Here is an 18173-nt window from a genome sequence, read left to right as displayed (position 1 = left end):
CGTCGAAACCTCCCAATTTATTGGTGAACTCTTTTGAGGTCGGCGCCGTTGGCCGGCGCCGATATTCGTTCCATCTGAGACTTTAGCGGGCTTTCGCGCCCTGTCTTCTTGTTTCCATTGTGCAGCGCGTTCAGGCGCTAGAGCAGGATGCGAAAAAGTGGGAACCGGTTTTTCGCATTGATCCTGCTCCAAATTATCCAGTGCCCGATCGCTCGTACACAACCTTGCCGCCGCGAATGGTGAGGTCGCAGCGCGTGTCCTTCAGGATATCTTCCGGCGCGGCCGAGAGCAGATCGCGCGAGAACACGGCGACATCGGCGAGGAAGCCGGGCTTCAGCTTGCCCTTCACCGCCTCCTGCTTCTGTGAGAAGGCGCCGTATTCGGTGTAGGCCTGCAGCGCCTCCTCGATCGAGACGCGCTGGCGTTCATCCATCACCGTGCCGCGCCAGGTCTGGCGCGTCAGCATGGTGTGGAAGTTCGGGAACGGATCGGGATCGCAGACCGGCGCGTCGCTGCCGGTCGCCGGCTTCAGGCCAAGGTCGAACCAGGTCCGGAACGGATAGCTCGGCAGCGCCCGTTCTTCGCCGAGCACCTTGATGTAGGCGTCGCCGAAATCATGGATGAAGACCTGCTGCGGGCAGGGATAGATTCCGGCCTTGACCATCCGCTCGTGCTGCTGCGGCGTCGAGAAGCCGCAATGCTCGATGCGGTGGCGCCGGTCGGGGTCGGGATAAGCCACCAGCGCCTTCTCATAGGCGGTGATCAACTGCTCGATCGCCGCGTCGCCGATGGCGTGGCAGGCGAGCTGATAGCCCTTGGCATGGGCGTCCAGCACCTGGCGCTCGAGATCCTCGTCCGAGAGCATCTGGACGCCGGTGGTCTTGTCCTCGCCGAGATAGGGCTCGCTCATCCAGGCGGTGCGCCCGCCGGCCGAGCCGTCTAGGAAGATCTTGACCGCGCCGATCATCAGCATCTCGTCGCCGGTGCCGGAGATCAGCCCTGCATCATGGCACTGCGGCACGATCGAGCGCCCTTCGTCGCCGAGCAAGGCGAGCCAGGTGCGCACCGGCAAACGGCCATCGCGCTTGGCTTTGTGATAGGCCGCGATCTCGTCGAAGCCGGTGACCATCCCGACTGCCGCATCCATGCAGCTGGTGATCCCGAGCGAGAGCAGATATTGCCCGCCGCGCTCGATCGCAGCCAGGAGCTGCTCCTCGTTCGGTGCCGGAATCGCGGCTTTGACCGGGGCGCGGGCGTTCTCCGCCAGCATGCCGGTGAGCCGGCCGTTCTGCTGCTCGATCAGCCCGCCAGGCGGCGTCGGCGAGCTCTCGTCGATGCCGCCGAGCGCCAGCGCCTGCGAATTGCAGATCGAGATGTGGCCGCAGGTTCGGACCAGCATCACCGGATTGTTCGGGGAGGCGCGGTCGAGCTCCTCGCGGAACGGGTGCCGGCCGGTGTCGAGTTTGGTCTGGTCGTAGCCGCGCGCCAGCACCCACTCGCCGGGTTTCGACTGCGCGGCGCGGGCCGCGATCTGGCCGAGCAGCGCTTCCAGCGTCGGCGCTGCGGCGGGACGGGCGTCGACCCAGTCCATGGTCAGGCCGACCGAGATCAAATGCAGATGGGAATCGTTCAGCCCCGGCGTTGCCAGCCGGCCGGCGAGGTCGATGACGCGGGTCGACGGTCCGACCAGCTCGGCGATCTCAGCCTCCTTGCCGGCGGCGAGCACCTTGTCGCCCCACAGCGCCAGCGCTTCGACAATGCCTTCCTCGCGACCGCACCAGATCGGTCCGCCGCGCAGCACGATATCGGCCTTGACGCTCATGCCATTGTCTCCGTCGTCCTCGCCATCGAGGCGTCCTCCAGTCTTGTCGCCGCCGGCGCTTTTTGGCCGGTCGTCTCGTCGGGGCTCAAACCTCGCTCAGATGTCATCGAGCGGGAAGATCGGGCGGCGCACCTTCTGGTAGGGGCGCTCCTTGAAGTTCTTGGTCGAGAGCGCACCGGTGTCGACCTCGATCACCTCGCGCGCGATCGGCTCGAAGGCGGCGCGGAAGTGCTGCATCGACTTGACGATGATAGTCGATTTCCGCGTCGGCTCGACGCCGAGCGAGGTGAACTGCGCAAGATCGGTCGCCTGGCCGTTATGGGTGATGACGATGATCTCGACATCGTCGACACGCAGCAGGGCCGAGAGGCCGTAGTTGCGCCAGACGCCGCCGGCCATCGGCCCGTAGCAGATGAAATGCCCGTCGGTCAGTGCCACGACATGGGCGTCGAGCTCCAGCGGTCCGCCGCCGGTATTCGGATCGACCTTGCCGCCGAGCTTGAGCTTGACGCGATTGCCGACGCCGGCCGCCTGCGCCGCGAGCGCAGCCTCCGGATCGCGGATCGCGTGGAAGCCGACATTCTTCAGGCCGGCGTCGAGCACGGCGCGCAGGAGGTTGGTCGCGTCGCCATAGGCGCCGGAGCCGGGGTTGTCGGAATAATCGGAGATCACCAGCGGCTTGCCGCCCGCTTCCGGCCCGAGCGTGCCTTCGCCCGCCTTGGCCTTGGCCATCGCCTCCTTCAGCGGCGTGAAGTGGATCGAGGAGAAGTGCCGCTGCTCCCAGGCATAGTCCATCAGCTCCTCGGCAATGGCCTGCGCCTTGCCGCGATCGTCATGGGTTACGGCGATGGACGGGCCGATATCGTGCACATCGGCCGAGGAGAAGCCGGCCTGGACACTGACGACGAGCGCATCACCCGCCGCTTCCAGCGCGTCGCCGCGACGCAGCAGCTCCATGAACGGCGGCGAGGTCGTGCGCCCGCCATCGAGCGCGTAAAGGATCGGCCGGCGCGCGACGGCGACACGTGGCCTGATCTCGCCCTTCATCGCCCGTTCCAGCAGCTCGGCGGCCTGCCAGGTCCGCTCGTACTGATCGATATGTGGATAGGTCCGGTAGGAGATCAGCGCATTGGCGTTGTCGGCCATCGCTTGCGTCAATGTCGCGTGCAGGTCGAGGATTGCGACGACCGGCACGCCCTCTCCGACCTTGGAGCGGATGCGCTTCAGGAGCTCGCCTTCGCCATCGTCGGAGCTTTCCGTCGCCATGGCGCCATGCAGGTGCAGCAGCACGCCGTCGAGCCGCTCGCAGGCGGCAAGGATCATGTTGGCGAAGACATCGAAGGCGTCGTCGGTGACGCGGCCGGAGGGGTTGGCGCCGGTGACCAGCGGATGGACCAGGCTCCAGCCGAACTTCTCGGCCGCTTCGAAGGCCGCACCCATCGAGGTCCGCGTGCCCTGGAAGGCAGCCGGCACCTCGTTGTCGCGAAAGACGCCGTGATGGCGGAACACCGCCTCATCGGTGAGCTGAACACTGAAGGTGTTCGTCTCGTGCATGAATTCCGCGATCAGGACGCGTCTGGCCATCGTTCGATCGTTCCCCCGGAAACGTTCCCTATGGAACCATTTTTTGTCTTGTAGCTCGGCTTTGGGCTGCTGCCAGCCCAAAGCCGTTCATGCGCGCCCTGCATTGGCTCGCTTGCGAGCCGGGGGCGAATATGCTTGGCGCCGCCAAATGCTCAGGCGGCGCGGGCCGCGTGGCTCTCGCCGGGCGCGTTACCGAGATCCTCGGGCCGGGCATAGGCGCGGCCAAAGCGGTTGGCGAGGAAGGCGTCGAAGCCGATATCCTCCTGCTTGACGAAGCCCCTTTGCGGCAATTTGCCCTGGGCGAGTAGGTCGAGCACGGCGCAGATGCCCGACGCCGTAGTGATCTGGATGGCGCTACGCATCACGCCGCCGACCACGGCGCTATAGACCTTGTTGGCATAGGTCTGCTGGGTCAGCCGCCCGTTCATCTGTCCGCTGGCGGTGACGAAGATCACCACCACGTCCTGCAGCGTGCTCGGCAGGGCGTTCTCGAAGATGTCCTTCAGCACGTCGCGGCGCTCGGACAGGCGCAGATCCTGCAGCAGCGCCTTCATGATCGCGCAATGGCCGGGATAGCGGATCGTCCGGTAGTTCAGCGTGCGCACCTTGCCGGCGAGCGTGTCGCAGAGCGTGCCGAGCCCGCCCGAGGTGTTGAAGGCCTCGTAGGTGATGCCGTCGAGCGAGAACTCCTCGCGCTCCTCCATCGCCGGCACCAGCACGCGTTCGCCGTTGACGACCGCCTCGCAGGGCTCGCAATACTCGTTGATGACCCCGTCCGTGCTCCAGGTCAGGTTGTAGTTCAGAGCATTGGACGGATACTGCGGCAGCGCGCCGACCCTGAGCTTGAGGCTATCCAGCTGGTCGAAATCGCGGGCGAGGTCGGCGGCGACGATCGAGATGAAGCCGGGCGCGAGGCCGCATTGCGGGATCAGCGCCGCCTTGGCGGTCAGCGCCAGCTCCTTGACCCGCCGCGTCGAGGCGACGTCCTCGGTCAGGTCGAGATAATGCACGCCCTGCGCGGCGGCCGCTTCGGCGATGCGCGTCGTCAGATCGTAAGGCGCGGCCGAGAGCACGGCGAAGGCGCCGTTCAGGACCTGGGCGAGCTCAGCCGCGTCGGTGATATCGACCCTGCGGGTCGAGATCGTCGGGCTGGTCTTGATCGCGGCGAGCTGCTCGTTGGAGCGGTCGGCGATCACCACGCGGTAATCCCCGGTGGCGCCGAGCAGGTCGGCGATGGTTGCGCCGATCTTGCCGGCGCCGATGACGACCACGTTTTTCATGGTTCCCCCGATGAATCTGTTTCTGGAGAACAGCTTCGCCGAAGGTTTCGTCGGATAGAAGCCGACGACGCGACGATTCATATGGGATTTTTCAGCGAAACGCCGTAAGGTCTCGGCATTATGCCGATAGACCAGACAGATAGACACCTCCTGATTCTGCTCACCGAGAACGCCCGCGCGCCGGTGGCCGAGCTCGGCCGCAAGCTCGGCCTGTCGCGGACCACTGTGCAGAGCCGGATCGAACGGCTCGAACGCCGCGGCGTCATCGCCGGCTATACGGCGCGGCTCTCCGAGGATTACGAGAAGGGCCAGGTCAAGGCGCATGTGCTGATCACGGCCCTGCCGAAGCTCGCGGCCCGGGTCGAGGCCGAACTGCGCCGGATTCCAGAGATCAGGACGCTGCATTCGGTCAGCGGCCAGTTCGACATGATCGCCGTGGTGGTGGCGCCTTCGATCGGCGAGCTCGACGGATTGATCGACCGGATCGGCGCGCTCGAAGGCGTCGAGCGCACCATGTCCTCGATCATCCTGTCGACCCGGATCGAGCGCTAGCTCAGGCCGGCAGCACCCGCGCCCCGATCCGTGCTGCCGCGTCGCGCAGCGCGTCGAGATGCACCGGGTGTCCTTCCGGCGCGACGATCGAGGTCAGCGAGGAAATGCTGAGCGCTCCGGCGAGCACGCCGGCGCGGTCGAAGATCGGTACGCCGACGCCGGTCAGCCCGATGAAGAAATCGTCGGCGGCGAGCTCCCAGCCCTGCGTCCGGATGCGGTCGGCCTCGCGCCAGAGCAGCTCCGGATCGGTCTGGCTTGCCGGCGCGCGCTTGGGCAGATCGAGCGAGAGGGCGAGCCGGCGCTGTTCCTCGTCGAGATAGGCCAGCAGCACGCGCGGGCCGCCGCCGCAATTCAGCGGGGCCTGCGCGCCGACCGCGAACCAGGTTGCATCGACATGCGGCAGCGAGGCGCGCACCCGGTCGACGCAGAGCCCGCGCCCGGCGATATGGACCCAGAGGAAGGCGGTCGCACCGGTCTTTTCGGCGATCTCGGTCAGATAGGGCCCGGAGATATCGCGCAGCTCCCGGCCAGTCGTGACGGCGCTGCCGAGCTCGATCAGCCCGACCGCCAGCGCATAGCTCTGTGCGTGTTCGTCGTATTCGACGAGTTCGTTGAGCTGGAGCGTCAGCAGGAGGCGCCGCGTCGTGCCCTTGTCGAGGCCGACCTGCCGCGCGAGTTCGCTCAGGCCGAGCCGCGGGTGCTCCGGGCGGAAGGCCCTGAGTAAGGCGATGGCGCGGTCGACCGCCCTGACGATCGGCACGCCTGGCGGCAGTTGCGCGGCCCTGTCCCGGTCTTCCTGATTCATTGCACGTGAAGGCTGCGCCATGTTCGTTTGCTAAGCGTGTCGCCTAATAACACGGCATGTCAATCCTTGACACGGAATTTGTCTCTCGCTTTCATTGCGGCGGAGCTTGCCAACGGGCGCCTGATCGAGTGCGATCCGCCTGAGCTGGCCGGTGAATGAAAAACGGGGACGCTTGGACCGCTGCGTGCTGCGGATCTCGGCGCTGGGAACGGAGAACGACGATGACCGGATTGAGATTTGGCCTGGCGCTTGCCGCCTCCGTCCTGGCGCTCGGAGTGGCCCAGAACCCGACAGCGCAAGCCCAGACACCCAAGAAGGGCGGCACGGTTCACGTCGTCGTGCAACCCGAGCCGCCGATGCTGATGCAGGGGCTCAACCAGAACGGCCCGACCAACATGGTCGCCGGCAACATCTACGAATCCCTGCTGCGCTATGACGAGAAGCTCAACCCGCAGCCCTCGCTGGCCAAGAGCTGGGAGATCTCGCCCGACTCCAAGGTCTACACCTTCAAGCTGCAGGAGGGCGTGACCTGGCATGACGGCAAGCCGTTCACGGCCGATGACGTCGTCTTCACCCTCGACAAGTTCCTGCGCGAGGTGCATCCGCGCTGGCGCCCGATCGTCAATGCCCAGGTCGAGAAGATCGAGAAGGTCGACGACCTCACCGTGAAGATCACGCTGAAGCAGCCCTTCGGCCCGATGATCATGACGCAGGAGGTCGCTTCCGCGCCGATGATCCCGAAGCATATCTATGACGGCACCGATTATCGCGCCAACCCGGCCAACAACACGCCGATCGGCACCGGCCCGTTCAAGCTGAAGGAATGGAAGAAGGGCTCCTACATCCACCTCGTCAAGAACGAGAACTACTGGCTGAAGGGCAAGCCGAACCTCGACGAGATCTACTGGCAGATCATCCCTGATGCGGCGGCGCGCGCCGTCGCCTACGAGACCGGCAAGGTCGATGTGCTGACCGGCGGCTCGGTCGATGTCTACGACGTGGCGCGCCTCTCCAAGCTGCCCAACACCTGCATGACCACCAAGGGCTGGGAGATGTTCGCTCCGCATGCCTGGCTGACGCCGAACGTGCGCAACGGCATTTTGGGCAACAAGCAGTTCCGCCAGGGTCTGATGTACGCGATCGACCGCGAGTTCGGCCGCGAGGTGGTCTGGGGCGGGCTCGGCAAGCTGCCGACCGGGCCGATCTCGTCGAAGACCAAGTTCTATTCGTCCGACGTGCCGCTCTACGCCTTCGACCCCAAGAAGGCGAAAGAGCTGATCAAGGCCTCCGGCTACAAGGGCGAGGCGATCAGGCTGCTGAACCTGCCCTATGGCGAGACCTGGACGCGCTGGACCGAGGCGATCAAGCAGAACCTCGAGGATGTCGGCGTCAAGGTGCAGATCGAGAACACCGACGTGCCCGGCTGGACGCAGAAGGCCAGCAACTGGGACTTCGATCTCAACTTCAATTTCCTCTACCAGCTCGGCGATCCCGCCATGGGCGTGGCGCGCAGTTACATCACGAGCAACATCGCCAAGGGCAATCCCTTCGCCAATGTCGGCGGCTATTCCAATCCCGAGGTCGACAAGCTCTTCGCCGAGGCAGCCATCGCGCCGACCGACAAGGAGCGCCAGGACCTCTACACCAAGGTGCAGAAGCTCCTCGCCGATGAGTTGCCGGTGCTCTGGCTGCTCGAGATGGACTTCCCGACGATCTATCGCTGCAACGTCAAGAACCTCGTCACCACCGGCATCGGCGTCGACGACGGCTTCCGGGATGCCTGGAAGGAGTGACGTGATCGCTCGCCTTCCCTTCTCCCCTTGCGGGAGAAGGTGGCGCGCAGCGCCGGATGAGGGGTCGCGCTGCCCTATCCGGATTTTGCGCATGCCATCCGCCGGCGCGGCAATCGTCGCGAGACCCCTCATCCGTCAGCGCTGCGCGCTGCCACCTTCTCCCGCAGGGGGAGAAGGGTGCGCGCCCAGCCGGGTAACCTGAATGAACCTCGCGCAATTCCTCGCCGGCCGCCTCGCGAAGGGGATCGTCGTCCTCTTCGCCATCGCGGTGCTGAACTTCTTCCTGATCCGGGCCGCGCCGGGCGACCCGGCGCAGGTGCTGGCCGGTGAGGCCGGCGCTGCTGATGAGCAGCTGCTGATCCAGCTGCGCGAGCGCTTCGGCCTCGACCAGCCGCTGCTCACTCAGCTCTGGGTCTATCTCAAGGGCTATCTCACCTTCGATCTCGGCTTCAGCTATCGCCAGCAGCAGCCGGTGCTGAGCCTGATCCTCGATCGCCTGCCGGCGACGCTGCTGCTCACCGGTGCAGCTTTCGTCGTCTCGCTCGGCCTGGGAGTCCTGATGGGGGCGCTCGCCGCCCGCCGCGCCGGCCGCTGGCAGGACAGCGTCATCACCACGCTGGCACTGGTCTTCTATGCGACGCCGCTGTTCTGGGTCGCGCTGATGAGCCAGATCGTCTTCTCGCTGAAGCTCGGCCTCGTGCCCAATGTCGGCTACGAGACCATCGGCGCGAACTATACCGGATTTGCCCGGGTGCTCGACCTCGGCAGCCATCTCATCCTGCCGGCCATGACGCTCGGCCTGTTCTTCACCGCGCTTTACGCAAGGATGATGCGGGCCTCGATGCTCGAGGTCGCCGGCGCTGATTTCGTCAAGACTGCCCGTGCCAAAGGCCTCAGCCCCGGCGTGATCTCGCGCCGGCATGTCGCGCGCAACGCCATCCTGCCGGTGGTGACGCTGGCGGGGCTCCAAGCCGGCCAGCTTGTCGGCGGAGCCGTGCTGACCGAGACCGTCTTCGCTTGGCCCGGCATTGGCCGCCTGATGTTCGATGCCTTGGTGCAGCGTGATTATTCGGTGCTGCTCGGCGTCTTCTTCATCTCCTCGGCCATGGTCGTCGGCTTCAACATCCTGACCGATCTTGTCTACCGGCTGGCCGATCCGCGCATCGAGGCGGTGTCATGAACTTCCTCAAGCGCTTCGCCCGCAATCGCGGCGCCCTGATCGGCCTCGCCATTCTGATCGTGGTGGTGCTCTTCGCCATCATCGCGCCCACGCTTTATCCGCAATCGCCCTGGCGGACGGTGGCGCGGCCCTTCCTCGCGCCCTTCGTGATGGAGCGTTTCCCGCTCGGCACCGACACACTCGGCCGCGACCTCGCGTCTGGCCTGGCGCATGGCGCCCGCGTCTCGCTGACGATCGGCCTCGTCTCGACGCTGGTCGCGTTGCTGATCGGCGTGCCGCTGGGCGCTGTCGCCGGCTATGCCGGCGGGCTCGTCGACGATGCGCTGATGCGCTTCACTGAGTTCTTCCAGACCATTCCGTCGTTTGCGCTCGCCATCGTGCTGGTCGCGATCCTGCAGCCCAAACTCGGCTCGATCGTGCTCGCCATCGGCGTGGTCAGTTGGCCGCCCGTGGCGCGGCTGGTGCGCGGCGAGGTGCTGTCGCTGAAAACGCGCGAATACGTCCAGGCCGCGATCACCATCGGCCAGCCGACCGCGCGCATCATCTGGAGCCAGGTCCTGCCCAACACGATCGCGCCGATCATCGTCATGGGCTCATTGATGATCGGCTCGGCGATCCTGCTCGAATCCTCGCTCTCCTTCCTCGGCCTCGGCGACCCCAATCTGATGAGCTGGGGCTACATGGTCGGCGCCGGCCGCACGCGCCTGCTCGACGCCTGGTGGATCAGTTTCTTCCCCGGTGTCGCGATCTTCCTGACCGTGCTGGCGCTCAATCTCGCAGGCGAGGGGCTGAACGACGCGCTGAACCCGCGCCTTGCCCGGGAGAGGGAATGATGGCCGCTCCCGTTCTTGCGATCGAAGGCCTGAAGCTCGCGCTGCCGTCGCTGGCCGACCGCGCCTTTGCGGTCGAGGATGTGACGCTCAGCATCGCGCCCGGCGAGACGCTCTGCGTCGTCGGTGAATCCGGCTCCGGCAAGTCGATGATTGCCCATGCGGTGATGGGGCTTCTGCCCAGGGCAGTGAAGCCGGTCGCGGGCGCGATCAAGCTCGCCGGCCGCGACCTGCTCGCTCTCTCCGAAGACGCCATGCAGGACGTGCGCGGCCGCGAGGTCGGCATGATCTTCCAGGAGCCGATGACCTCGCTCAACCCGGTCATGCGCGTCGCCGATCAGATCGTCGAGACCTTCGAGGCGCATCGCCTGCTCAGCAAGGCCGAGCGCTATGCCCGCACTATCGCCTTGCTGACCGAGGTCGGCCTGCCCGAGCCCGAGCGATTGGCGCGCGCCTATCCGCACGAGCTTTCCGGCGGCCAGCGCCAGCGCGTGATGATCGCGATGGCGCTGGCGCTCGAACCCAAGCTCCTGATCGCCGACGAGCCGACCACCGCGCTCGACGTGACCACGCAGGCGCAGATCCTCAAGCTGCTCGACAATCTCCGCCATAAGCACGGCACAGCCGTGCTGTTCATCACCCACGACATGGGCGTCGTCGCCGAGATCGCCGACCGCATCGCCGTGCTGGAGAAGGGCGTCCTGGTCGAGGAGGGCACGGTCGATCAGGTACTGGGTTCGCCCCGCCACCCCTATACCCAGAAGCTGCTCGCCGCCGTGCCGTCGCTGACGCCGCCGGAGCGGCCGGCGCTGCCGGAGAGCAAGCCGGTCCTCACTGTCGAGAACCTCGGCAAGATCTACCGCAAGCGCGCCTTCTTCCGGCCCGGCCGCGAGGTCAGGGCCGCCGACGATGTCAGCTTCACACTGGCGAGGGGCGAAACGCTCGGGCTCGTCGGCGAATCCGGCTCGGGCAAGTCGACGGTCGGGCGCTGCTGCCTGCGCCTGATCGAGCCGGATACAGGCCGCATCATGCTCGGCGATCTTGCCATCACCGATCTCAGCGTTGCGGCGCTGCGCCCGCATCGCAAGCGCATCCAGATGGTCTTCCAGGACCCGTTCGCCTCGCTCAACCCGCGCCAGACCGTCGGCCGGATCATCTCGGACGGGCCGGTCGCGCATGGCGTCTCGCGCAAGGACGCACTGGCGCGGGCGAAGGAGCTGCTCGAACTGGTCGGACTTTCCGCCAATGCGATCGACCGCTATCCGCACGAATTCTCCGGCGGTCAGCGCCAACGCATCGGCATCGCGCGGGCACTCGCGCTCGAGCCCGACGTGCTCGTCGCCGACGAGGCGGTCTCGGCGCTCGACGTCTCCGTGCAGGCGCAGATCCTGACGCTGATCAAGGATATCCAGCAGCGGCTCGGCCTCGCCATTCTGTTCGTCACCCACGACCTGCGCGTCGCCGCGCAGATCTGTGACAAGATCGCGGTGATGCAGCGCGGCAGGATCGTCGAGACCGGCCCGACCGCAGCGCTCTTTGCTGCCCCCCAGCACGCCTACACCCGCCAGCTGCTCGCCGCCGTGCCCGGCGGGCACTGGTTCGGGCGGTGACCACACCTCGTCATGGTCGGGCTTGTCCCGACCACCCACGTCTTCATCCGTTAAATGCGGTGTTCAAGACGTGGATGCTCGCCCCAAGGGCGAGCATGACGGCATAGCCCTACGATCTGCCGGAGACCCCAGCCATGCCGCTCGACCCCGCCTTGCGCGACCGTATTCTCGCCTCCGTCGAGGCGGGCTTTGCCGAGCAGGTCGCCTTCACCCAGGAGATGATCCGCTTCCCTTCGACGCGCGGCGATGAGCACACCGTCCAGGATTTCGTCTTCCGTGCTCTCAAAGCACGCGGCTTCACCATGGACCGCTTCGCCATGGATCGTGAGGCGATCGCCAACCATCCCGGTGGCGCGCCGTTCTCGGATACGCATTCCGAGGCGCCGATCGTTGTCGGCATCCACCACCCGCGCGAGGAGAAAGGGCGCTCGCTGATCCTGCAGGCGCATGTCGACGTGGTGCCGACCGGCCCGGCCGAACTCTGGACGCACCCGCCCTTCGACCCCGCCATCGACGGCGACTGGCTCTATGGCCGCGGCGGCGCCGACATGAAGGCGGGTGGCGCCGCCAACCTCTACTGCCTCGACGCGCTCCGGCGCATCGGCCTGCAGCCGGCGGCAACCGTCTACGTCCAGTCGGTGGTCGAGGAGGAATCGACCGGCAACGGCGCGCTGATGACGCATCTTCGCGGCTATCACGCCGATGCCGTGCTGATCCCCGAGCCGGAGGAGGAGATGCTGGTGCGTGCCAACACCGGCGTGCTCTGGTTCCAGTTCGAGGTCCGCGGCGAGCCGGTGCATGTCCGCGAGATGGGCGTCGGCGCCAACGCCATCGATGCGGCCTATCGCGTCGTCAGCGCGCTGCGCGAGCTCGAGGAGGAACTGAATCGCGAGAAGATCGGCCGGCCGCATTTCGAGGATGTCGCCCATCCGATCAACCTCAACATCGGCAAGATCGAGGGCGGCGACTGGGCCTCCTCGGTGCCGTGCTGGTGCAAGGTCGACTGCCGCATCGGGCTCTATCCCGGCATGTCCGCCGACGAACTCGCCAAGCGCATCGAGGCGAAGGTGCTCGCCTTCGCACGCGCCGACAGCTTCCTCTCGAACAACCCGCCCAAGGTTGTCTTCAACGGCTTCTGGTCGGAGGGCTATGTGCTCGAGCCCGGCAGCGAGGCGGAGGCCGTGCTCGGCCGCGCCCATCAGGGCTCGACCGGCAAGCCGCTGAAGAGCTTCATGACCCCGGGCTATCTCGATACCCGCGTCTACGCGCTCTACGACAAGGTGCCGGCGCTCTGCTACGGGCCGATCTCGCAGAACATCCACGCCTTCGACGAGCGCGTCAGCCTGGCCTCGCTGAAGCGGATCACCGGCACCATGGCGCTCTTCGTCGCCGAGTGGTGTGGCGTCGAGCCGGTCGCCGGCTGAAGACGGCAGGCTGGATGCACGCCTGTCGTGCATCCAGCTTCCATCGAAATGGCATGACGTCGCCAGCGTATCCTCCCGCAGAGTCGCCTCATGCTGTCCGCTCCCGCTCGCTCGCTCCTGCTCGTCCCGCTGCTCGGACTGCTCTGGGGCTTCAACTGGCCGGCGGTCCGAATCTCGCTGACCGAGATCGCGCCCTGGACCTTGCGGGCCGGCGGCATGACCTTCGCCGGCCTCGCGCTGGTTGCGGTCGCGCTGGCGCGAGGCGTCAGTCTCAAGGTGCCGACAGCGCATTGGCCGAGGCTGGTCGTCGCCGGCATCCTCTCTATCGCCGCCTTCAACATCCTGCTCGCCTTCGCGCAATTGATGGCGCCGACCTCGCGTGCCGCGATCCTCACCTTCACCATGCCGGTCTGGGCGACGCTCATGGCCTGGCCGGCGCTCGGCGAGCGTTTCGACCGCCCGAGGCTGATCGGCCTGGGGCTCGGTATCGCCGGACTGCTCTGCCTCGGCCTGCCGCTGATCCGGGCGGGCCAGTTCTCGCCGGGGCTCGGCCTTGCCCTGCTCGCCAGCATCAGCTGGGCGCTCGGCACCATCGTCACCAAGCGCTGGCCGGTCGCGGCACCGACGCTGGCGATTGCCGCCTGGCAATTGCTGATCGGTGGCGCGGCCGCCGGCATCGGCATGCTGATCTTCGAAGGCGTGCCCATTCCGAAGGCCCTGTCGCCGCCCGTCGCGGCGGCGCTCGCCTTCCATATCCTCGGCGCGCAGGCGCTCGCCTATTTCCTCTGGTTCACCGTGATCGCCCGGCTTCCGGCCGGCATCGCCAGCCTCGGCACGCTGATGGTCCCGGCGGTCGGGGCATTGGGGTCTGTCCTCTTGCTCGGCGAGCGCCCGGCGACAAGCGACTGGCTTGGATTGGTTCTCGTCGTCGCGGCCTCGGGCGCGATCCTGATCTCGCCCAAGCCGGCGCGCTGACCTTGCGTCAATTTTTCTTTGTTCCAACGGGAACCTTTTACATGGCGCCGCGTTCAGCGCGTTCGACATGTCACATGCCAAGGTTCCAAACGTGCTGCAGATTGCGGAAGGTCCGGTGACCGCCGAGCGCTACCGGCTGCTGGTGGAGTCCGTCACGGACTACGCGATCTACATGCTCGATCCGCAGGGAACGGTGATCAGCTGGAACCCGGGTGCCCGGCGCTTCAAGGGCTATGAGGATCACGAGATCATCGGCCAGTCCTTCTCGCGGTTCTACACCGAGGAGGACCGGGCTGCCGGACTGCCGGCGCGCGCGTTGCGCCAGGCCGCCGAAGAGGGCCGCTTTGAGAAGGAAGGCTGGCGAGTCCGCAAGGATGGCGCCCGCTTCTGGGCCCATGTCGTCATCGATCCGATTCTCAACCCGGGAACCGGCCGTGTGCTCGGCTACGCCAAGGTCACGCGCGACCTGACCGAGCGGCGCGAAGCCGAACAGGCACTGCGGCGCAGCGAGGAGCGTTTCCGCCTGCTGGTCCAGGGCGTCACCGACTACGCGATCTACATGATCGATCGCGACGGCCTGGTCACGAACTGGAATGCCGGGGCGCAGCGGATCAAGGGCTATTGCCCCGACGAGATCGTCGGCAAGCATTTCTCGCAGTTCTATCGCCCGGAGGACCGGGCCAGCGGCGAGCCCGAGCGTGCCTTGCAGACGGCCATCGACAACGGCAGCTTCGAGAAGGAGGGCTGGCGCCTGCGCAAGAACGGCGAGGCGTTCTGGGCGCATGTCGTGATGGATCCGATCCGCGACGACGCCGGCGAGATCATCGGCTTCGCCAAGATCACCCGCGATCTGACCGACCGCCGCAAGGTCGAGGCCGAGCTCGACACGGCGCGCGAGTCGCTGTTCCAGTCGCAGAAGATAGAGGCGCTCGGCCAGCTCACTGGAGGCGTTGCGCACGACTTCAACAATCTGCTCACCGCCGTCATGGGCAGCCTCGAATTGGTCCGCCGTCAGATCAGCGACGAGCGCCAGCTCGGCCTGATCGACAATGCGATCAAGGGGGCGAGCCGGGGAATCTCCTTGACGCAGCGCATGCTCTCCTTCGCCCGCAAGCAGGAGCTCGAGCTCCAGCCTGTGGCAGTCGACGTGCTCGTCGCCGGGATGGGCGATCTGCTGCAGCGCTCGCTGGGGCCGCTGATCCGGATCGAGACTGATTTTCCCGCCGATCTTGCGATGGCCACAGCCGATCCGAACCAGCTCGAGACCGCCTTGCTCAATCTCGCCGTCAACGCTCGTGATGCCATGCCGGAAGGTGGCGTGCTGCTTATCGGCACCAGTAACGAGCGCGTCGGCGGTGGGCACCGCACCGGCTTGCCGGCGGGGGATTATGTCCGCCTTTCGGTGGCCGACAGCGGCATTGGCATGGATGCGAAAACGCTCGCCCAGGCGACCGAGCCCTTCTTCACCACGAAAGGGGTGGGCAAGGGCACGGGGCTGGGCCTCTCGATGGTGCACGGCATGGCTGAGCAACTCGGCGGCCGGCTGTTGCTCGACAGCCGCCCAGGACAGGGCACGACCGTGGAGATCTGGCTGTCGGCGGCTACCGCGGCAGCGATTGCGGCCGAGCCTGTCCGACTGCCCGTGGGAGACAAAGTCGAAGCTGCGGCGGCCCGCCCGCTTACCGTGCTCGCGGTCGATGACGATGCACTCGTGCTGATGAACACCACCGCGTTGCTGGAGGACCTCGGTCACAAGGTCATCGAGGCCTGTTCAGCCCGGGAAGCGCTTGCCGTGCTGGAGAACAACGAGATCGACCTGCTGATCACAGATCACGCCATGCCGCAGATGACCGGCGCGCAACTGATCGCAGTGGTCGGCGAACGCTGGCCGGCCCTGCCGGTCATCCTCGCAACCGGCTATGCCGACCTGCCTGCGGGCGCCGGAGCCGGCGTGCTGCGCCTGAGCAAGCCGTTCTGGCAGGCGGATCTGGAAAAGGCGGTCGCTGGGGCGATGGCGGCCTGAGGCTTATCCCGGCTTTCCGTCTTTGTTGGGCGGTGGCGCCGCCGAGGCGCGTTCGATGAGCCGTGTGGGCAGCACGAGGTCGGATCGGTCGCCCTGTCCCGACAATTGCGCGATCAGCAGCGCCATCGCCGCCTGCCCGATCTCGCGGCGCGGCTGATGCACGGTGGTGAGCTGCGGCTCGACCGCCTCTGCCAGCACGATATCGTCGAAGCCGACGACGGAGACGTCGTCCGGAACGTTGCGACCACGGGCGCGAAGCTCGCCCATCGCGCCGACCGCCATCTGGTCGCTCGCTGCGAAGACAGCGGTGTAGTCGACGCCGCTGGCGTCGAGCGTGCGGATCGCGGCGCGTCCGGCGGCGAGGCCGAAATCACCCTCGACGACGAGGCGGGGGTCAGCCGCGATGCCGGCATCGGCGAGGCCGGCGAGATAGCCGTCGCGGCGGTCGAGGCTCATCGGATCTGGCATCGGCCCGGCGATATGGGCGATGCGGCGATGGCCAAGCTTGGCGAGATGGGCGACCGCGGCACGCGCCGCAGCGTGATTGTCGACCTTGACCGTCGGCAGGTTCAGCCCGGGCAGCATCTCCAGCGCGACCACGATCGGCGGCAGCCGGCCGCGCGCCGCAAGCACCTCGGGGAAGCGCCCGACCATTAGGATCAGCCCGTCGGCATGGCGCTCGCGCACCATGTCGACATAGCGCAGGATGCGCTCGTCATCGTCGCGGGCATCGCCCATCAGCACCTTGTAGCCGGCATCGATCGCTGCCTCTTCGACGCCCTTGTAGATCTCAAGATAGAACGGATTGCTGATATCGCGCACCAGCAGGATCACGGTGCGCGTCGCCTGGAGCCTGAGATTGCGGGCCTGGGCGTTCGGGATGAAGCCTGTCGCCTTGACCGCTTCGAGCACGCGCTCGCGGGTGCGCGCCTTGACCTTCTCCGGCTGCGCCAGGGCGCGCGATACCGTCGCCGTCGAGACGCCGGCGAGGCGCGCGACTTCAGCAATGGTAGGAGCGGTCAAGGATATGTCTTGCAAGGCCAATGATCTGGAAAAGCGGCGGCGAATCGGTGGGAGCGCGGCAGGAGGTCCATCATGCCGCAATCGCTGCCGAATGGGCAAAGGGCAGGGCGCCCGCGTCGCGCGGGCGCCCCATCGTTGTCGTTACTTGCCGCCCCAGCGGGCCGGATAGTTCGTCATCTGCTCGCAGCCGCAGAGCGCGTAGTGCAGCGGTGGCATCTTGTCGTTGACGAACTTGTCGAGCGTCTCTGTCGTGATCGCCGGCTGCGGCAGTTTCCAGGTCGGGCCAACGACCGGCTCGCCCTTGAGGATGCGGATCGCCGCGATCACCGGGGTGCGCCACTGATAGGTCGGATAGGTCGGCGCGATCGCGGTGAGCTTGTTCTTCTTCCACTTCTGCAGGAAGTCCTGCTGGTCCTCGCCATTGATCACCGGAAAGGGCTTGCCGGCATCCTCGAAGGCTTCGAGCGCCGCAACCGCGGTCGCGCCTGCGTCCATCCAGACGCCGTCGATCTTGCCGAAGCGGTTGATGTAGTCCTCGACGATCGCCTTGGTCTTGGCGTTGTCGCCATTGGTGAACTCGGCGCCGACGACCTTGATGCCCTTCTCCTTGAAGATGCGCTCGGCCGCGGCCCAGCGATTCTCCAGCACGTCGACTCCCGGCAGGATGCGCAGCGCCAGCACCGAGCCGCCGGCCGGGATCTTCTCGGCGATGAAGCTCGCGCCCTGGATGCCGAAGCCGTAGCCGCCGATCGGGTTGATGAAGGTGACCGGCGCCTTGCTGTCGACGCCGCGGTCGAAGACGACGACGGGCAGTTTCTTCGCGGCAGCCTCGACCGCCGGCGTCAGCGCCGCCGTGGTGTTCGGCGAGACGATCAGCGCATCGCACTGGCCGCTGTTGACGAAGGCGTTGATGTCCGAGATTTGCTTGTCGTCCTTGCCCTCGGCGTCGGCATGGGTGAACGAGGCGATGTCGGCCTTGTTGGCGTCGACCTCGGCCTGCATGTTGGTGAAGCCGACGACGCGCCAAGGATTGTTCACGCCGGCATTGGAGAAGCAGAGCTTGTAGGGGCCCGGCTTCTTGTATTTGGCGGTGTCGACCTTCTCGCCACCGAGATTCTGCTCCCAGGGCTTGCTGTCCGGTCCCTGCGGGGCGACCGTGAGCAAGGCTTTCTGCCGCTCGAACTCGGCCGGATCGTTGAAGTTCTGCGCCAGCGCGGCGCTCGACAGGCCTGCCAGCAGTGCGGCCAAAGCGATTTGCGTCTTCATCGTCAC

Annotated in this window: 14 protein-coding genes; 8 read left to right on the top strand and 6 right to left on the bottom strand. The window is 66.5% G+C overall.

The window, feature by feature from the left end; translation table 11 throughout:
• Window positions 1-193: 193 nt before the first annotated feature.
• The 3 genes from ACSQ3M_RS10795 to ACSQ3M_RS10785 form a co-directional block, all read right to left on the bottom strand.
• The gene (locus ACSQ3M_RS10795) at window positions 194-1822 is read right to left on the bottom strand and encodes an amidohydrolase (RefSeq protein ID WP_436150062.1); all 1629 of its coding nucleotides are present in this window, start codon (window positions 1820-1822) and stop codon (window positions 194-196) included.
• A 96-nt stretch (window positions 1823-1918) separates the two neighbouring features.
• Entirely contained in the window at window positions 1919-3406 is a 1488-nt protein-coding gene (locus tag ACSQ3M_RS10790) for a M81 family metallopeptidase (protein ID WP_436150061.1), read from the bottom strand.
• Window positions 3407-3558: 152 nt separating this feature from the next.
• On the bottom strand, window positions 3559-4686 hold the full coding sequence (locus ACSQ3M_RS10785; protein ID WP_436150060.1) for a saccharopine dehydrogenase C-terminal domain-containing protein: 1128 nt from the start codon (window positions 4684-4686) through the stop codon (window positions 3559-3561).
• A 120-nt stretch (window positions 4687-4806) separates the two neighbouring features.
• Here ACSQ3M_RS10785 and ACSQ3M_RS10780 point away from each other — a divergent pair, with 120 nt between their 5' ends.
• Complete coding sequence (locus ACSQ3M_RS10780; RefSeq protein ID WP_436150059.1) at window positions 4807-5238, top strand: Lrp/AsnC family transcriptional regulator; 432 nt, start codon at window positions 4807-4809, stop codon at window positions 5236-5238.
• 1 nt (window position 5239) lies between these two features.
• Here the strand turns inward: ACSQ3M_RS10780 and ACSQ3M_RS10775 are convergent, their stop codons facing one another.
• The gene (locus ACSQ3M_RS10775; RefSeq protein WP_436150058.1) at window positions 5240-6043 is read right to left on the bottom strand and encodes an IclR family transcriptional regulator; all 804 of its coding nucleotides are present in this window, start codon (window positions 6041-6043) and stop codon (window positions 5240-5242) included.
• Between the two features lie 221 nt (window positions 6044-6264).
• On the opposite strand from ACSQ3M_RS10775, the gene ACSQ3M_RS10770 reads away from it, so the two are divergent.
• The 7 genes from ACSQ3M_RS10770 (at window position 6265) to ACSQ3M_RS10740 (ending at window position 15878) form a co-directional block, all read left to right on the top strand.
• A complete protein-coding gene (locus tag ACSQ3M_RS10770) occupies window positions 6265-7836 on the top strand; it encodes an ABC transporter substrate-binding protein (protein ID WP_436150057.1) in 1572 nt (523 codons plus the stop codon).
• A gap of 202 nt (window positions 7837-8038) precedes the next feature.
• On the top strand, window positions 8039-9016 hold the full coding sequence (locus tag ACSQ3M_RS10765) for an ABC transporter permease (RefSeq protein ID WP_436150056.1): 978 nt from the start codon (window positions 8039-8041) through the stop codon (window positions 9014-9016).
• The gene (locus ACSQ3M_RS10760; protein WP_436150055.1) at window positions 9013-9849 is read left to right on the top strand and encodes an ABC transporter permease; all 837 of its coding nucleotides are present in this window, start codon (window positions 9013-9015) and stop codon (window positions 9847-9849) included. Before ACSQ3M_RS10765 ends, ACSQ3M_RS10760 begins: the two co-directional genes overlap by 4 nt.
• Complete coding sequence (locus ACSQ3M_RS10755; RefSeq protein WP_436150054.1) at window positions 9849-11456, top strand: ABC transporter ATP-binding protein; 1608 nt, start codon at window positions 9849-9851, stop codon at window positions 11454-11456. Before ACSQ3M_RS10760 ends, ACSQ3M_RS10755 begins: the two co-directional genes overlap by 1 nt.
• A 134-nt stretch (window positions 11457-11590) precedes the next feature.
• A complete protein-coding gene (locus ACSQ3M_RS10750) occupies window positions 11591-12880 on the top strand; it encodes an ArgE/DapE family deacylase (RefSeq protein WP_436150053.1) in 1290 nt (429 codons plus the stop codon).
• A 90-nt stretch (window positions 12881-12970) separates the two neighbouring features.
• Window positions 12971-13855, top strand: a complete 885-nt coding sequence (locus ACSQ3M_RS10745; protein ID WP_436150052.1) for a DMT family transporter — start codon at window positions 12971-12973, stop codon at window positions 13853-13855.
• A gap of 67 nt (window positions 13856-13922) precedes the next feature.
• Window positions 13923-15878, top strand: coding sequence for a PAS domain S-box protein (locus ACSQ3M_RS10740; protein WP_436150051.1), 1956 nt, complete (start codon window positions 13923-13925; stop codon window positions 15876-15878).
• A gap of 3 nt (window positions 15879-15881) precedes the next feature.
• On the opposite strand, the gene ACSQ3M_RS10735 is transcribed toward ACSQ3M_RS10740, so the two are convergent.
• Window positions 15882-16901: a LacI family DNA-binding transcriptional regulator gene (locus tag ACSQ3M_RS10735; RefSeq protein WP_436150050.1), complete on the bottom strand. Its 1020-nt coding sequence runs from the start codon at window positions 16899-16901 to the stop codon at window positions 15882-15884.
• A 141-nt stretch (window positions 16902-17042) separates the two neighbouring features.
• Window positions 17043-18167, bottom strand: coding sequence for a substrate-binding domain-containing protein (locus ACSQ3M_RS10730; RefSeq protein ID WP_436150049.1), 1125 nt, complete (start codon window positions 18165-18167; stop codon window positions 17043-17045).
• Window positions 18168-18173 lie beyond the last annotated feature (6 nt).

This window comes from Allobosea sp. LjRoot90 (genome assembly GCF_964254315.1).
GTDB lineage: Bacteria > Pseudomonadota > Alphaproteobacteria > Rhizobiales > Beijerinckiaceae > Allobosea.
The sequence above is the reverse complement of the archived record's forward strand: the minus strand, read 5'-3'. Positions and strand labels throughout refer to the sequence as shown.

What these genes read in the sequence shown, in the direction of transcription:
- ACSQ3M_RS10750 (WP_436150053.1), top strand. Translation starts at nt 11,591, where the DNA reads ATGCCGCTCGACCCCGCCTTGCGCGACCGTATTCTCGCCTCCGTCGAG.
- ACSQ3M_RS10775 (WP_436150058.1), bottom strand. Translation starts at nt 6,043, where the DNA reads ATGAATCAGGAAGACCGGGACAGGGCCGCGCAACTGCCGCCAGGCGTG.
- ACSQ3M_RS10730 (WP_436150049.1), bottom strand. Translation starts at nt 18,167, where the DNA reads ATGAAGACGCAAATCGCTTTGGCCGCACTGCTGGCAGGCCTGTCGAGC.
- ACSQ3M_RS10755 (WP_436150054.1), top strand. Translation starts at nt 9,849, where the DNA reads ATGGCCGCTCCCGTTCTTGCGATCGAAGGCCTGAAGCTCGCGCTGCCG.
- ACSQ3M_RS10740 (WP_436150051.1), top strand. Translation starts at nt 13,923, where the DNA reads ATGTCACATGCCAAGGTTCCAAACGTGCTGCAGATTGCGGAAGGTCCG.
- ACSQ3M_RS10785 (WP_436150060.1), bottom strand. Translation starts at nt 4,686, where the DNA reads ATGAAAAACGTGGTCGTCATCGGCGCCGGCAAGATCGGCGCAACCATC.
- ACSQ3M_RS10745 (WP_436150052.1), top strand. Translation starts at nt 12,971, where the DNA reads ATGCTGTCCGCTCCCGCTCGCTCGCTCCTGCTCGTCCCGCTGCTCGGA.
- ACSQ3M_RS10790 (WP_436150061.1), bottom strand. Translation starts at nt 3,406, where the DNA reads ATGGCCAGACGCGTCCTGATCGCGGAATTCATGCACGAGACGAACACC.
- ACSQ3M_RS10765 (WP_436150056.1), top strand. Translation starts at nt 8,039, where the DNA reads ATGAACCTCGCGCAATTCCTCGCCGGCCGCCTCGCGAAGGGGATCGTC.
- ACSQ3M_RS10780 (WP_436150059.1), top strand. Translation starts at nt 4,807, where the DNA reads ATGCCGATAGACCAGACAGATAGACACCTCCTGATTCTGCTCACCGAG.
- ACSQ3M_RS10760 (WP_436150055.1), top strand. Translation starts at nt 9,013, where the DNA reads ATGAACTTCCTCAAGCGCTTCGCCCGCAATCGCGGCGCCCTGATCGGC.
- ACSQ3M_RS10770 (WP_436150057.1), top strand. Translation starts at nt 6,265, where the DNA reads ATGACCGGATTGAGATTTGGCCTGGCGCTTGCCGCCTCCGTCCTGGCG.
- ACSQ3M_RS10795 (WP_436150062.1), bottom strand. Translation starts at nt 1,822, where the DNA reads ATGAGCGTCAAGGCCGATATCGTGCTGCGCGGCGGACCGATCTGGTGC.